This is a genomic window from Saccharibacillus deserti (assembly GCF_013618475.1).
Lineage (GTDB): Bacteria > Bacillota > Bacilli > Paenibacillales > Paenibacillaceae > Saccharibacillus > Saccharibacillus deserti.
Genome location: NZ_JABJVN010000002.1, coordinates 443,291 through 459,221, shown reverse-complemented (window position 1 = coordinate 459,221; position 15,931 = coordinate 443,291). Strand labels below are relative to the sequence as shown.

Genomic DNA, 15,931 nt, shown 5'->3' with positions numbered 1-15,931 from the left:
AGCAGAAAGCCGCTCCCCGAAAGGAGCGGCCCAATTTCGAAACCCAAGAAGAACTCGTGCCGACCGTTAAATTTTGCGGGTACGGATCTCTTCCTGCAGCATGGCAATCACTTCGTCCAGCGGCTTCGCGCCGAGGTCGCCTTCGCCGCGCTTGCGTACGGATACGCCGCCCGCTTCTTTCTCGTTCTCGCCGACGACGAACATGTACGGCGCTTTTTCCAGCTGGGCTTCGCGGATCTTGTAGCCGAGCTTCTCGTTGCGCACGTCCGTCTCGACGCGAATTCCGGATTCTCTTAAGCGGTCCGCCACCTGCTCGGCGTACTCGCTGTAGTTGCCCGATACCGGAATGATCTTCGCCTGCATCGGCGACAGCCACAGCGGCAGATTGCCGGCGAAGTTCTCCAACAGGAATGCCGTGAAGCGTTCCATGGTGCTGATGATGCCGCGGTGGATGACGACCGGACGATGCTTCTGGCCGTCGTCGCCTACGTATTCGAGTTCGAAACGTTCAGGCAGCAGGAAGTCGAGCTGTGCGGTCGACAGCGTCTCTTCCTTGCCAAGTGCGGTCTTGATCTGTACGTCGAGCTTCGGTCCGTAGAACGCCGCTTCGCCTTCCGCTTCGTAGAACGGCAGATCGAGTTCTTCGACGACTTCGCGCAGCATGCGCTGGGACATTTCCCACATCTCGTCGTTCTGGAAATACTTCTCGGTATCCTGCGGATCGCGGTAAGACAGACGGAAACGGTAGCTGTCGATGCCGAAATCTTCGTACACTTTGGCGATCAGCTTCACGACGCGGCCGAACTCTTCCTTGATCTGGTCCGGACGGCAGAAGATATGCGCGTCGTTCAGCGTCATCGCGCGCACGCGGTGGAAACCGGTCAGCGCGCCGGACATTTCGTACCGGTGCATCAGACCGAGTTCGGCGATCCGGATCGGCAGTTCGCGGTAGCTGTGCATATCGTTTTTGTAGACCATCATATGGTGCGGACAGTTCATCGGACGCAGAACGAGCGATTCGTTGTCAAGCTCCATCGGCGGGAACATGTCTTCCTGGTAATGTTCCCAGTGACCGGATGTTTTGTACAGTTCCACGTTGCCCATAACCGGCGTGTACACGTGCTGGTAGCCGAGGCTTTCTTCCAGATCGACGATATAGCGCTCCAGCGTCCGGCGCAGCTTGGCGCCGTTTGGCAGCCAGATCGGCAGACCCTGACCGACCAGATTGCTGAACGTGAACATCTTGAGATCTTTGCCAAGCTTCCGGTGGTCGCGCTTTTTGGCTTCTTCGAGGAAGTGCAGATGCTCGTCCAGTTCCGCTTTCTTGAAGAAAGCCGTGCCGTAGATCCGCTGCAGCATTTTGTTCTTGCTGTCGCCGCGCCAGTAAGCGCCGGCTACGCTGAGCAGCTTGAAGATTTTGAGCTTGCCGGTCGACGGTACGTGCGGTCCGCGGCACAGGTCGAAGAATTCGCCTTGATCGTAGATCGTGATCGCCGCTTCTTCCGGCAGCGCCTCGATCAGTTCGATCTTGTAAGGATCACCCAGCTCGCCGAAGATTTTCAGCGCTTCTTCGCGGCTGACTTCGCGGCGGGTAATCGGCAGGTTCTCGCCGACGATCCGCTCCATTTCCTTTTCGATCTTCTGGAGATCTTCCGGATTCAGACCGTGCTCGAGATCCATATCATAGTAGAAACCTTCTTCGATCACGGGACCGATACCGAGTTTCACTTCTTTCGTACCGAACAGACGGCGTACCGCTTGGGCCGTCAGGTGGGCCGTACTGTGGCGAACCACTTCAAGCCCTTCCGGCGAACCGGGCATCACGATTTCGATCTGCGCGCCGTTCTCGAGCTTCGTACTGAGATCGACCACGATTCCGTTTTGTTTGCCGGCAAGCGCATTTTTGCGCAGGCTGCTGCTGATCGACGCAGCGACGTCTTCGATTGTGCTCCCGTCCGCGTATTCCCGGACAGAGCCGTCCGGCAGGCTGATAGAGATGGCCATGATTAAAATTCCTCCTTTAAATTTGGGAAAATGGGCCGCGAAACGCGCGCAAAAAACGCCCGTCCCGCGAAGGGACGAGCGTTATACCCGTGGTTCCACCCTGATTCGGCCGTAGGTCCGCCACCCGGTCTTCTCGGACCGAAGGCAGGCGATAAGCCCTCATTGAGCACATAAATAACGGAAGTGCGGTCCGGCGTTCTCTACTGCCCGTATGCGTCAAGCTTGCGGAGGACTCCGCCGGCCGTACGTCAGGGGTTCGAAAACGCAGCTCGGAAGGGGTAAATGCAGATCGATCCGGAGGAAATTTCAGCCATCGTTTCCTCTCTCTGGGACGGTACCGGGCACCTGGCATTGTTGTCTTCGTCGTTGCTTTTGCTGCTGTTCATTATAAGCGGTACCGCAACGAGCGTCAAGGCTTGGCCGGGCGCGTCTTCCCGCACGGATACGGACTTTCGCCGGCTATGCAATCAGGCCGAACGGTCGGCGGAGCTTTGGAGCAGAGACTCCAATTCGCCGATGCTGTCGATCACCGCGTCCGCTCCGTCGAGTTCCCCGGCTTCGGCAAATTCCGAGCGAACGCCGATCACCGCCACTCCCGCTTCTTTGGCCGCTTCAATATCGGATTTGCGGTCCCCTACCATAAGCACGCGGTCCGCTCCCCGTCCGCTGCGCCGGAGCAGTTCCTGCAGCACCTCGCTTTTTCGCTTGGCGCCTACGTTTCCCGCACACAGCGGATAGCGAATCAGACCGGCCAGATCGTCGATGTCCAATACGCGGTCCAGATAGTCTTGGCCGCAGTTGCTGGCCGTTGCCAGCTCATACTTCCCGGACAGCCGCCGAAGCAGCTGCGGAACTCCGTCAAGCGCATAAGAACGCTCCCGCATGGCTTCTCCGAGCCGCTCGTCGTGACGCTGTTTGTAACGGTCCTGCTTTTCTTCGTCCAGCTCGGCCGCTACGACTTTCCACGCTTCTTGGCCCGTCATGCCAAATGCCGAGCGAATCGTTTCTTTGGAAGGTTGATGCGCGGCGTCCCCGTTTCGGATCGCTTCTTCGAATACGCGGTGATTGACGTCGTACATCGCTTCCGACGTGTCGATCAGCGTCCCGTCCAGATCGAAGGCGATCACCTCGATGCCGGCGGCGTTAAAAGTAGAGGATGGGTTCATGGGGTTCTCTCCTTCTTTATATGATTATGTTCATTTTGTTATGTCCATGATTTCTTATTACCCCATTCCGTGCATTTCTCTTCTTTCCCGGTCGGGATCGACAGTTTCCTCGATTTGGAATTGGCGGTTTTTCATACGATTTGGGCAGGAGTTTCATTTGCCGCGGCGAATCTTTATGTAGTGTACGTCCTGCAACATCCCACTAACCGGCTGCAAGCCGACACAAGGAGGATTCCATGCTAACGTTCAAAAAACCCGATGTCGAGCAGTTCTTCCGTACGTTCGCGATTCAGGATTTTGCGGTCAGTCCGGATGAAGGACAGGTTGTGTTCAGCACCAATCTCAGCGGCAAGTTCGATCTCTGGGCAATGGATCTTCCGAATACTTTTCCGTATCCGCTTACTTTTAACGGACAGAGCTGCGATTCTATCCAATATGACAAACGCGGTCGCTTCCTCGTCGCCGGATTCGATCATGACGGCGACGAAAATTCGCAGCTTTACGCTCTGCAGCCGCATGGGGGCGAACTTCTTCCGCTGTGCGTCAAAGAAGGCCACCGGCATATGAATCCGATCCTTTCGGAGGACGGCAAACGCCTCTATTATACGTCGACCAAAGAAGATCCGACCTATCTCAGCGCCCTATGCTGCGACCTGAAGACAGGCCAGGAAGTTTCGGTACTTCAAGGTTCCGGCGACGCCTCGATCTTCCTGATCGACGTCAGTCCCAAGGAAGAATATCTCGTTTACGTCAAGCATTTTGCCAATACGTATGCGCCCGCTTTCCTCTGCTTCGGCGATAAGCATGTCTCGCTCGATCCGGAAGCCGAAGGCGAGTATACGGTGTCCGATTCCGTGTTTACGGGCAAGCACGAACTGCATTTCCTGACGAATGCGGGCGGCGATTTTTCTTATTTGGCCCGGTACGATATCGAAAGCGAGACGAAGACCAAGCTGCTTGAACTCGAAGGTGTCGATTTCACTTCCGTTATCTACGATAAAGAACGCGGACAGCTCTATCTGACCGCAAGCAAAGGCGTATCCGACTATTTGTACACCTACGATCTCGAAAGCGGAGCTCTCGGCGGCGTTCCGCTTCCGGTGGACGCCATCTCTTCGGTCAAAGTGTCCGACAGCGGCAATCTGTATGTGCTCGGCCGCAGCGCCGTCAGTCCGACCAATATTTTCAAAAAAGAACGTTTGTCCGAAGAGTGGACGCGCTGCACGAATTACGGCGTTCCCGGCATCTCCGAAGAACAGCTCGTACGTCCGGAAGTTCTCACGTATCCGTCGTTCGACGGACTGAAGATCGAATCCCTTTTCTTCCGGGCTTCGGAAGAGTCTTCCAACGGACATACGATCTTGTGGCCGCACGGCGGACCGCAGGCATCGGAACGGCTCGCTTTCCGCTCGTTGTTCCAGTTCCTCGTCAGCCGGGGCTTCGACATCTTCGCTCCGAACTTCAGAGGTTCCACCGGCTACGGACTGTCCTTCTGCAAACTCGTCGAAGGCGACTGGGGAGACGGACCGAGACTGGACAACATCGCCGGTCTGGACTGGATCGTGGAAAACGGCTACGCCAATCGGGACAAACTGCTGCTGATGGGCGGAAGCTTCGGCGGTTATATGGCCCTGCTCCTCCACGGACGACACGCCGATTATTTCAAAGCCGTCGTTGATATCTTCGGTCCGAGCGACCTGTTCTCGTTTATCGAATCGGTTCCCGAACACTGGAAGCCGATCATGAACAAATGGGTCGGCGATCCGGTTGCGGACAAAGAGAAGCTGATCGCTTATTCGCCGATCACGTATCTGGACGGGATGACCAAGCCGATGCTGGTGATCCAGGGCGCCAACGACCCTCGCGTCGTACAGGCCGAGTCCGACAAGATCGTGCGGGCTCTTCAGGAAAAAGGCGCGAATGTGGAATATATCGTGCTGGAAGACGAAGGTCACGGTTTCTTGAAAAAAGAAAATGAAATGCGGGTATACCGCGCCGTACTGGAATTCCTGGAAAAAGCTATCAAAGAGCAGCCGGCCGCTGTAAAAGGCTGATTATTCCTTCTTTTCGATATTGCTTACTCCCACTCAAGACCCGGATCGGGGCGAGTTCATTCGCCTTCGTCCGGGTCTTTTTGGCTCGGCCCGACTGCAGAACGTCTCTCCCGTGCGGACATAGGTGCGCAAAAATCTTCAAAATTAACCTCCTCGTCGGTATTGACAAACTTTCGTGCCGGCTTTAATGTTTGGATACTGCATTCAATGATAACGATTATCGTTTTCATTAAGCGATCTTATTCAAAAGGGAGATTATCTAATCATGAAGAAATCTTTGTTACCTCTGCTGCTGCTTTTCGTCTTGGCGCTTAGCGCCTGCGGAAGCTCCACCCCGACCGCCGCAAATCCCGACACAGGCGGGACCGCCGCGGCCGAAGCCGCTCCGGGCGAGACTGGAACGGTGACCTACGAGTCCGAGAACGGACCCATCGAACTGCCGGCCAATCCGCAGCGTGTCGTCGACCTGTCCAGCTATACGGGCACACTGATCCAGTTCGGCGTTCCGGTTGTCGGTGTCGATACATGGACCAAGAACAATCCGAACTTCAAAGAACAGCTGGCCGACGTGGCCGAAGTCTCCGCCGACGATGTGGAGAAGATCATCGAGCTGCAGCCCGACCTGATCATCGCTTCAAGCGACGTGAAGAACGCCGACAAACTCAAGCAGATCGCTCCGCTCGTCACGTATACATACAACAAAGTCGACTATCTCGCCCAGATCGAAGAAGTCGCCAAAGCGGTCAACAAAGGCAAAGAAGGCGCTGCCTGGATCGCGGACTTCAAGACCCGCGCGCAAAAAGCCGGCGAAGAAATCAAAGCGAAGATCGGCGCCGACAAAACCGTAACCGTCATGGAAGGCGATGCCAAAGCAATGTACGTCTTCGGCGACGCCTGGGGACGCGGAACGGAAATCCTGTATCAAGCTATGGGGCTGAACATGCCGGAGAAAGTCAAAGAAATGACGTCGAAGCAGGGTTACTACGATCTCTCGCTCGAGGTGCTGCCCGAATATCTGGGAGATTACGTCATCTTCAGCAAGACGCTGACCGGAGACAACTCGTTCGAGGAAACCGATACGTACCGCAATATCCCGGCTGTCCAAAACGGCCATGTGTACGAAGTCGATGCGACGGGTTTCTACTTCAACGACGCCTATTCGCTTGACTACCAGCTCGATTTCTTCAAAAAATCGTTCCTGGGCCAGTAACTTTTTCCGATGAAAAAGACCGTTGCGCGCTCTCTTGCGTTTAAGCTGCTGCTGAGTCTGTTTCTTCTGCTTCTGGTCGTTGTCGGAGCGATCCTCGTCGGTGCGAAAAACGTCTCGCTGCCGGACATCTGGATCGCGCTGAACGATCCCGGCCGCTCGAACGCCGACATTTCCATCATCCGCGAACTGCGGCTGCCCCGGGAACTCGGCGGCGTGCTGGTCGGTTCCGCGCTGGCCGTATCCGGGGCCATCATGCAGGGGCTGACCCGCAATCCGTTGGCCGATCCCGGACTGCTCGGCGTCACGGCCGGCGCCAATGCGGCTTTGGCTGTCGTGTTTGCTTTTGCGCCGGCAGCCGGCTATTTCGGTGTGATGCTGGCCTGCTTCGCCGGTGCGGCTGTTGGCGTCCTGTTCGTCTTCGGCATGCTGGCCCTGCGCGGCAAAAGTATTTCTCCCATGCGTATGGTGCTGGCCGGCGCAGCGGTATCCGCGCTGCTGTCGGCCGCCGCGGAAGCGATCAGCCTGGAATTCAAAATTTCCAAAAGCGTCTCCATGTGGACTTCGGGCGGTCTGATCGGGACGAACTGGGGCCAGCTGCTGGCGATTTCCCCGGTGATTGCGGTCGGTATTGCCGTGTCCCTGCTGCTGTCGCGGCACCTGACGCTGCTCAGCCTCAACGAGTCGACCGCAGTCGGCCTCGGTTTGAACACCCGCTGGGTCAAGCTGGCGCTCTATGTCGTCATTACGCTGCTCGCGGGCGCAGCCGTTTCCTTGGTCGGCAATCTCGCTTTTGTCGGATTGATGATTCCGCATGTCGTTCGGATCTTTGCCGGTACCGACTATCGGGCGATCCTTCCCTTGTCCGCAATCTGCGGCGCCGTCTTTATGGTGCTGGCCGATACGCTTGGCCGGATGCTGAACGCTCCGATGGAAACCCCGATCGTGGCGATCGTCTCGGTGCTGGGTCTGCCTTTCTTTCTGTTCATCGTACGCAAAGGAGGCCGATCCCTCTCATGAACCGGATCTTACGGCGTTTGCGTCTGCCGCACCGGCCCCGTTTGGCGTTCCCTCTGCTCCTGCTGCTGATTGTCGCAACCTTTTTTGTCAGTCTGGGCCTGGGTTCGTCTTCGGTTTCTTTTGACCGGGTACTGCCGACTCTGTTCGGACAAGGCGCGTTCAAAGATGAATTCGTACTGTTTTCGATCCGGCTGCCGCGTATTTTGATTACGCTGCTGGCCGGTATGGCACTGGCTCTGTCGGGGGCGATCCTGCAGGGGATTACCCGCAACGAATTGGCCGATCCGGGCATTGTCGGGATCAACGCGGGGGCCGGACTGGGCGTCACGGTCTTCTTCCTGTTCGCACCGATCGAAGTCGGCTCGTTCGCCTACCTGCTGCCTGCCGTTGCTTTTGGAGGGGCCCTGCTGACCGCGGCGCTGATCTATCTGCTGGCCTACAGCCCGGGAGAAGGCGTTCAGCCGATCCGGCTGATTCTGATCGGGGTCGGCTTCTCGACTGCCCTGTCGGGCATGATGATCGTGCTGATCTCTTCCGTCGATCGGGTCAAAGTCGACTTTATTTCCAAATGGCTGGCTGGCAATATCTGGGGAACCGACTGGCCGTTCGTTCTCGCGCTGCTGCCCTGGCTGCTTCTGCTGATTCCTTTCGCGCTGATCAAGACCCGGACCCTCAATCTAATGTCACTGGGCGAAGCTTCCGCTGTCGGAGCCGGGGTACCGGTGCAGAAAGACCGCGTTCTGCTGCTGCTGGCCGCTGTCGCCTTGGCCGCTTCGGCCGTATCCGTCACCGGAGGCATTTCTTTTATCGGGCTGATGGCGCCGCATATCGCACGCGCGCTGGTCGGACCGGCCCATCAGCGCTTCATCCCGGTCTCCGTACTGATCGGAGCCTGGCTGCTGCTGCTCGCCGATACGATCGGCCGCAATCTGAACGATCCGAACGGGATTGCAGCCGGTATCGTAGTGGCGTTTATCGGTGCCCCTTACTTTCTTTATCTGCTGCTCAAAAAAACGAACTAAAAAAACGGCAAAAACGCCCCTCCATTCTTCGGTCCCTTTTCGGGCAGCCGTTTGAACGGAGGGGCGTTTGATTTGAAGCGCTCACGCCGGAATCTCGCCGGACGTTTAGTTCTGCATGATAAAGTCGCGCTGGATCTTGTAGCTTTCGTCGTCGAACACTTTGAGCAGGTTATATTTGGTATCGCGCTGGGCCGGAATCTTGCCCGCGGCGCGGATAATATCCAGGGTCTGTTCGATATTGACTTTGTGGGTCGTGCCCGCGGCCGATACGACGTTTTCTTCCATCATCGTACTGCCGAAATCGTCGCAGCCGTAACTCAGCGACATCTTGCCCACTTCCGGTCCCATGGTGACCCACGACGATTGGAAATGTTTGATGTTGTCGAGTACGATGCGGCTGATCGCCACGTTCTGCAAATACTGCTCCGGAGTCTGCTTCTCGACTTTCATGTTCGTGTTGTCCGGCTGGAACGTCCACGAGATATAGGCCAAGAATCCTTCGGAATCATATCCGTTGCGCATGCACTCGTCCTGGGCTTCACGGACTCTCATCATATGCAGCGCGCGTTCTTCGTACGATTCGCCGAAGCCGATCACCATCGTCGCGGTCGTGTTCATGCCGACTTTGTGCGCCGTCTGCATGACGTCCATCCAGTCGCGCCACGAACCTTTGAGACGGCTGATCTTGCGGCGGGTCCGGTCGTCGAGAATCTCGCCGCCTCCGCCCGGCAGGGAGTCGAGTCCCGCTTCGTGGATCGCGCGGATGGTGTCTTCCATCGACATCCCCGACAGCTTCTGCATCTTCATGATCTCCGCGGGAGAGAACGAGTGCATGGTCACGTTCGGGAAATGCTCCTTGATCTTGCGCAGGATGTTCAGATAATATTCGAACGGCAGATCCGGGTTGACCCCGCCCTGCATCAAGATTTCCGTACCGCCTACGTCTTCGGTTTCCTGAATTTTTTGCAGGATCACTTCATCGGGAAGCACGTAGCCTTCGGGCGAACCCGGACGGCGGTAAAACGCGCAGAAACGGCAAAAAACGTCGCACACGTTCGTATAATTTACGTTGCGCCCAATCACGAACGTCGTGATCGGATCGGGATTTTTGCGAATCATCAGCTCGTTGGCGGCGTGACCCATTTTCTCGATTTCGTTCGACTCGTACAGGGCGATCGTGTCTTCGACATCGAGACGTCCTCCGTTTAAAGCTTTATCCAGTATTTTGTCAACCGCACTCATTTCATGCAGCCTCCTTTGTGAAAATAGGTTCAAATGAAGCCAGTCGTATCCGGTCGGTCTTGACTTTAAATCTTTATTCTAAAAATTTAAAATTGTAACAAGCATTGCAATACAGTTTATCCTACCATATTTCAAATGAGAAGAAAATGTTTGTCGCGAACTGCCGCCTTCAAACCGCAAAAAAACCGATCCGCCAAAGCGAATCGGTCTTCCGGCGCCGCATCTGTATGCAGGACACTGCTGGCTTGCTCCGTTACCAAGAAGAATCCGGAGAACGTCGGTCAGGCGATCAGTACGGCAATCAACGCGATCAAAGCCGGAATCGTCTGGATAAACAGAATCTTGAACTTGGCTGTCGCTGCTCCGTAAATACCGGCGATCATCACACAGACCAAGAAGAAGATCTGGATATGCGCAGCCGCTTCCGCGTTCGGATAGAGAAGGCCGAAAACCAGGCCCGCAGCCAGAAATCCGTTATACAATCCTTGATTGCCTGCCAGCGACAACGTCGCGTCGGCGAACTTCCGTTCCAAACCGAAGGCTTTCATTCCTCTCGGTTTGTTCCACATGAACATTTCCAGTACCAGAATGTACACGTGCAGCAGCGCGATCAGCGCGACCAGAATATTGGCCACCCATTCCATCTTGTTTCCCCTTTTCTTTCAAGGCACGTACCTGCCATCCCATTGTATCGAAAAAAAAGATTGCTCCCTTTACCGGAAGAAAGTTAATCGGCCAAAGCCTGCTGCAGATCGGCGATCAGGTCGTCGATATTCTCCAGACCGACCGAAAAGCGCAGCAGACCGTCGGCAATTCCCCGTTCCAGACGAATTTCGCGCGGCATCGCCGCATGCGACATCATCGGCGGATACGACAAAATGCTCTCCACCGCTCCCAGACTGACCGCCACAAGCGGCAGCTTTACCCGGCTCAGCAGACGTTTGGCCCGCTCTTCGGAACCGGCATCAAACGAGACCACCGCGCCGTAGCCCGTGGACTGTTTTTCCTGGATTTCGCGTCCCGGATGCCCGGGCAGCCCGGGATAATAAACGGCCGCGATGTCTTCGCGTTCCGACAGCCACTGCGCCAATCTGCGGGCACTCGTTTCGCTTCGCTCCATACGCGCTCCAAGCGTCTTCATGCCGCGGATCAGCAGCCAGCTGTCCTGCGGACCAAGTACCGTGCCAAGTCCGTTTTGCAGCTTCTTGAGCTGTGCGGCCAGCTCCGGCGTGCGCGCTACCGCAAGCCCCGCCAGTACGTCGCTGTGCCCGCCGAGGAACTTGGTTGCGCTGTGCAGCACGATATCGACTCCCTGCTCGATCGGGCGCTGGTAATACGGCGTCATGAATGTATTGTCGACCAGCGTCAACAGATTGTGCGCTTGGGCCCACTCCGCTACCGCGCCCATATCGGTAATCTTGAGGGTCGGATTGGACGGAGTCTCCATATAGACGCCTTTGGTATTCGGACGCAGCGCCGCTTTGATCTGCGCGAGATCGGTCATATCGACGAACGTCGTCTCGATGTTCATCCGGCTCAAGATCGTCGTCAGCAGCCGGTATGTCCCGCCGTAAACGTCTTCCGTGACGATCAGGTGATCGCCGGCCGAGAAAATCATCAGCGCCGCCGAAATCGCCGCCATACCGGATGCGAACGCATAACCGCCGGCTCCGCCTTCCAGCAGCGAGATATAATCTTCGAGCGCCTGCCGGGTCGGACTGCCGGAACGGCTGTAATCGTACTGCGGCGGGTTGTAAATATCGAAATGGTGGAAGGTCGACGCCTGGTAGATCGGCACGCTGGACGCGCCGGTCGCCGGATCGATCTCCGCGCCGAAATGGATCAGCTTGGTATCGAAATGGCGATTCTTGAGCGCTTGGGCCGCTTCTTCGGGAGTCTGCAACTGCCGGGGCGCTGCCTGCTCCGGTGTTCGCCCCTGCGGTTGGGCCGTTTTTTCCGTGCCGGTCTCCAGAGTTTCGCCGCCGCTGTGCTCGTTATTTTCGTTATGGGCGCTCGTCATGTTAAGCCTCCGCTCCTTCCGTCTGGCGGAATGCCGCTTGCAGGGCCCCGTCCAGATCCGCAATCAGATCATCGATATGCTCGATACCGACCGAGAAACGCAGCAGCTTGTCGTCCACGCCGATCGCGTCGCGAATCTCCTGCGGAATGTCCGCATGCGTCTGAATCGCCGGGTACGTCATCAACGACTCGACGCCGCCCAAGCTTTCCGCGAACGCGATCAGCCGGATATGGCGCAGAATCGGATCGATCCAGCGGGCGTCTTTGACTTTGAACGAGAAGATCCCCGTATTGCCGCTCGACTGCCGGTTCTGCACATCGTGTCCCGGATGCTCCGGCAGGCCCGGATGGTAGACGGCTTCGATCTGCGGATGCTGCTGCAGGAAGCGCGCCAGCGTCAGCGCATTGCTCTCATGCCGCTCCATCCGCAGCGCCAGCGTTTTCATCCCGCGCATCAATTGATAGGAATCGGAAGGACTTAGTACCGCTCCGATCGAGTTGTGCAGGAAGAACATTTCTTCGGACAGCTCTTTGCCCTTCGTAACGATCAATCCGGCAAGTACATCGTTGTGTCCGCCCAGATATTTGGTCGCGCTGTGCACGACAATATCGGCACCGAGTTCGATCGGACGCTGGAAAAACGGAGTCAGCAGCGTGTTGTCGACGATCGTCAGAATCCCGTGCGGTTTCGCCCAGCCGGTGACCGCTTGGATGTCGGTAACCATCATCAGCGGATTGGTCGGGGTCTCGATGAACACCGCTTTGGTATTCGGCGTGCGCAGCCGCTCGATCCCTTCGAGGTCGTTCGTATCGACGTACGAAGCCGTAACGCCGAATCGGGACAGCACGCGCTCCAGCAGGCGATAGGTGCCGCCGTACAGATCAAGCGAGACGATCAGATGGTCGCCCTGGCCGAAGAGCGCAAACACCGTCTGCAGCGCGGCCATGCCGGAGCTGCAGGCAAAAGCGGCGTCGCCCCCTTCCAGCTTGGCCGAAGCTTCTTCGAGCACGGCGCGGGTCGGATTCTTGGTCCGGGTATAGTCGAAGCCCGTACTCTGCCCGAGCCCCGGATGGCGGTACGCGGTCGAATGGTAAATCGGGAACGTGACTCCCCCCGTATGCGGATCTTCAAGCGAACCGATCTGCGCCAATGCGCTTTCGATCTTGAGCTGTCTATCGTCTGTCATGTCTATTCCTCCTGGATGAGAGCTTGGATTAAGTGATTCGATTGACGCTTCGATGCTGCACATTCCTGAATTCCGGGCGTATGGAAAGAAGGCGGCAGACGCCGCGGGCGGCTCTTCGCAAGCTCCGCCCCGACCTTCAGATGCCGGCTCCATAGTCGCTGAATTCCGATTCCTTGACCTGATCGAACGGCGTTTCCTGGTACACGTAATAGTTCAGCCAGTTCGAGAACAGCAGATTGGCGTGCGCTCTCCACGAAGACAGCGGCTTGCGGGTCGGGTCGTCGTTGGGAAAATAATTTTTGGGAACCGGGACGTCCATGCCTTTGGCAATATCGCGGTCATATTCCCACTTGAGCGACAGCGGATCATATTCGGAGTGACCCGTAGCGAAGATCTGCTTGCCGTCTTTGGTTGCCACCAGGTAGACGCCCGCTTCTTCCGATTCGGCGAGAATCTCAAGCTCCGGACTGCGCAAAATATCTTCGCGCTGCACATCGGTGTGACGGGAATGGGGAACGAAGAAACATTCGTCGAACCCGCGCAGCAGCTGCACGTTGCTCTTGTTCATGGTATGCGGGAATACGCCGAAACACTTGTCCGCCAGCGGAATCTTGCTGACTCCGAAATGATGGTACAACCCCGCCTGGGAAGCCCAACAGATATGCAGGGTCGAGGTGACATTTTGTTTGGACCATTCGAAGATCTGGCGAATCTCTTCCCAGTAGCTCACCTGTTCAAATTCCAGCTGCTCGACCGGCGCTCCGGTAATGATCATGCCGTCGAACCGTTTGTGCTTGATTTCGTCGAACGTTTTGTAAAAAGTATTCAGGTATTCTTCGGATGTGTTCTTGGACGTATGCGAACTTGGGTACAGCAGAACGACATCCACCTGCAGCGGCGTGTTGCCGATCAAGCGCAGCAGCTGCGTTTCGGTCGTTTCCTTGGTCGGCATCAGGTTCAAAATGGCGATGCGCAGCGGACGGATATCCTGGCTGTACGCCCGGCTTTCGTCCATCACGAAAATATTTTCCTTAAGCAGTACTTCCATGGCGGGCAGATTGTCGGGCACTTTAATCGGCACTTCGCATTCACTCCTTTTTTCGTTTGGACGTTGATGTCGATCTATCGAGCATTCGGCAGCCGGAAAGGATTTTTCTGTACAAATGGGTACAAAAAAAACCTTTCCGGGCAGGCCGAGAAAGGTCTATACAAAGCTAGCTCCTCTCTCATCTGCCAAGTTGCCGGTGCGTCCTAGCGAAACGGGCCGACTTGCCTGTTTCGTTTCGGATTGCTCGGTAACTTGCAAGAATTAGCACCGTACGACATAGTCGCCGGTTGCCGGGTTTCATCGGGCTAGTCCCTCCACCTGCTCTTGATAAGATTCCACTGTTCAACCGGATTTTGCGCGCCGGCCGAAGTATTCGGTTGTCGAAATCCCGATGGTTTCGCCGGGATAACTTTAGATTTATTATACACATTTTGTGTATTCAAGCAAGAAGCAGTTTGCAGGGGAGCGCCTTTTTCTTCATCTACGGTTTGGTTCCTGCCAAGCCGATAACGTAAGCATAACCGGTCACAAACAAGCCCTTGAAAGGCCTTGTGGCGCAGGGTATACTTAACGAGGGTTTTATGAAAACAATTTGAAAATAAGAGGTGACTTTCAGATGGACGGCGACCCGAGGCCCAAGCGTAAGAGAACGCAGCATGCATCCGACAACCGAAAAAACGGCCGACCGGCGTCACTACCTCCATGTATGGAAGTTCACTGACCGGCCGCCGCCTTAAGGGCTGAACTGCCGTTCAACCGTTTAAGGCGACGCCCGTTCCGGCGACGGCCTGTTTTTTCCTGCGCTCTCCCGCAAATTCGAGACTATTTCAAGACGAGCAATCGTCCCATTTCGAAGGAGTTGAACCGCATGAAAATCCGGCATGTCAAATACGGCGTTTTTACGCTGATCGAAAATGAGAATCTGACCGATACCCTGACCCCTCCCGAAGAAGGCTTTTACTGGATCGATGCCGATCTGGACGACGTGACGCTGCTGCAGCTCACATTCGGACTGCACGATCTGGCGGTAGAGGATATGCTCGGCGAAGAAGAACAGCGGCCGAAGATCGAAATTTACGAGAACCATTACTTCACCGTCGTCAACAGTATCCGTTTCGACAATGAAGAGATCTTTATGCGGGCCCTGAACATTTTCCTTGGCCGGCATTTCGTCATTACGGTGACCCGGCAGAAGATCCATGAACTCCGCACGGTCAAGCCGATTATGTGGGAAGAAGAAGTCCATACGCCCGACCGCTTCATGTATCTGCTGATCGACCGCGTCGTCGACAACTTCTTCGCCGTCGGCGACCGGATCGAAGACCAGATCGAACAGCTGGAAGAAGACATCCTGATGAATACCAAACGCACCCATCTGAACGATATCATCGGACTGCGGGCGGAAATTCTCTGGCTCAAAAAAGTACTGGTGCCGCAGCGCGAAGTTATCAATATTCTCAACAAAAAAGATCTTCGACTGATCGACGACGAACTGCAGAAATATTTCAGCGACATTTACGAAAATACGGTCAAAGTCTCCGAGGCTTTCGATACGTACCGCGATCTGATGGGTAACCTTCGGGAAGCCTACCAGTCCAGTATTTCCAATCGCGCGAACGAGATCATGAAAGTATTTACCGTGATCACGACGATCTTCATGCCGCTGACCGTGGTCACCGGCATTTACGGGATGAACTTCGACCATATGCCGGAGCTGCATTGGACGTACGGCTATCCGATGGTTATCGCCCTGATGGTCGTGCTCGGATTTACGATGTACCTTCTGTTCCGCAAAAAAGGTTGGCTGTAACGCAGGTTCGGTCTTGGGAATTCCGTTTGTCGAATCAAATAAAAGGGCGGTTTGCGCTTCGGAGATCCGAGCGGCGAACGGCCCTTCTATTCGTTTGGGATATCCCCACCCGCGAATTCTGCGGCGCTTTATTCGCTGCTTGGAAGTCGGCC

12 protein-coding genes and 1 riboswitch are annotated in these 15,931 nt (G+C 55.9%); of the genes, 5 read left to right on the top strand and 7 right to left on the bottom strand.

Features of this window, described 5'->3' with window-relative positions; all coding sequences use genetic code 11:
* Nucleotides 1–66: 66 nt before the first annotated feature.
* Nucleotides 67–2,004, bottom strand: a complete 1,938-nt coding sequence (gene thrS / locus HOP44_RS08080) for a threonine--tRNA ligase (protein WP_172252248.1) — start codon at nucleotides 2,002–2,004, stop codon at nucleotides 67–69.
* A gap of 467 nt (nucleotides 2,005–2,471) precedes the next feature.
* A complete protein-coding gene (locus tag HOP44_RS08075; RefSeq protein ID WP_172252246.1) occupies nucleotides 2,472–3,170 on the bottom strand; it encodes an HAD family hydrolase in 699 nt (232 codons plus the stop codon).
* A 236-nt stretch (nucleotides 3,171–3,406) separates the two neighbouring features.
* Here HOP44_RS08075 and HOP44_RS08070 point away from each other — a divergent pair, with 236 nt between their 5' ends.
* From HOP44_RS08070 to HOP44_RS08055, 4 genes are all read left to right on the top strand, one after another.
* Complete coding sequence (locus HOP44_RS08070; RefSeq protein WP_172252244.1) at nucleotides 3,407–5,224, top strand: S9 family peptidase; 1,818 nt, start codon at nucleotides 3,407–3,409, stop codon at nucleotides 5,222–5,224.
* A gap of 265 nt (nucleotides 5,225–5,489) precedes the next feature.
* Nucleotides 5,490–6,434 carry an iron-hydroxamate ABC transporter substrate-binding protein gene (locus HOP44_RS08065; RefSeq protein ID WP_172252242.1) on the top strand — a complete coding sequence of 315 codons (945 nt, stop codon included), beginning with the start codon at nucleotides 5,490–5,492 and terminating at the stop codon, nucleotides 6,432–6,434.
* A gap of 9 nt (nucleotides 6,435–6,443) precedes the next feature.
* Entirely contained in the window at nucleotides 6,444–7,451 is a 1,008-nt protein-coding gene (locus tag HOP44_RS08060; protein ID WP_172252240.1) for a FecCD family ABC transporter permease, read from the top strand.
* Nucleotides 7,448–8,473 carry a FecCD family ABC transporter permease gene (locus HOP44_RS08055; protein ID WP_172252238.1) on the top strand — a complete coding sequence of 342 codons (1,026 nt, stop codon included), beginning with the start codon at nucleotides 7,448–7,450 and terminating at the stop codon, nucleotides 8,471–8,473. Before HOP44_RS08060 ends, HOP44_RS08055 begins: the two co-directional genes overlap by 4 nt.
* Before the next feature lie 105 nt (nucleotides 8,474–8,578).
* On the opposite strand, the gene mqnC is transcribed toward HOP44_RS08055, so the two are convergent.
* The 5 genes from mqnC to metA all read right to left on the bottom strand — a co-directional run bounded on the left by mqnC (nucleotide 8,579) and on the right by metA (nucleotide 14,002).
* Complete coding sequence (gene mqnC, locus HOP44_RS08050; protein WP_172252236.1) at nucleotides 8,579–9,715, bottom strand: cyclic dehypoxanthinyl futalosine synthase; 1,137 nt, start codon at nucleotides 9,713–9,715, stop codon at nucleotides 8,579–8,581.
* A gap of 281 nt (nucleotides 9,716–9,996) precedes the next feature.
* Complete coding sequence (locus HOP44_RS08045) at nucleotides 9,997–10,359, bottom strand: DUF1304 domain-containing protein (RefSeq protein WP_172252234.1); 363 nt, start codon at nucleotides 10,357–10,359, stop codon at nucleotides 9,997–9,999.
* 83 nt (nucleotides 10,360–10,442) lie between these two features.
* On the bottom strand, nucleotides 10,443–11,735 hold the full coding sequence (locus HOP44_RS08040; RefSeq protein ID WP_172252232.1) for a trans-sulfuration enzyme family protein: 1,293 nt from the start codon (nucleotides 11,733–11,735) through the stop codon (nucleotides 10,443–10,445).
* A 1-nt stretch (nucleotide 11,736) separates the two neighbouring features.
* Nucleotides 11,737–12,921, bottom strand: a complete 1,185-nt coding sequence (locus HOP44_RS08035; protein WP_172252230.1) for a PLP-dependent transferase — start codon at nucleotides 12,919–12,921, stop codon at nucleotides 11,737–11,739.
* A 136-nt stretch (nucleotides 12,922–13,057) separates the two neighbouring features.
* Nucleotides 13,058–14,002, bottom strand: coding sequence for a homoserine O-acetyltransferase MetA (gene metA / locus HOP44_RS08030; RefSeq protein WP_172252228.1), 945 nt, complete (start codon nucleotides 14,000–14,002; stop codon nucleotides 13,058–13,060).
* A gap of 192 nt (nucleotides 14,003–14,194) precedes the next feature.
* Nucleotides 14,195–14,303: riboswitch (SAM riboswitch) on the bottom strand.
* A gap of 534 nt (nucleotides 14,304–14,837) precedes the next feature.
* On the opposite strand from metA, the gene corA reads away from it, so the two are divergent.
* Entirely contained in the window at nucleotides 14,838–15,779 is a 942-nt protein-coding gene (corA, locus tag HOP44_RS08025; protein ID WP_172195569.1) for a magnesium/cobalt transporter CorA, read from the top strand.
* Nucleotides 15,780–15,931: the final 152 nt, after the last annotated feature.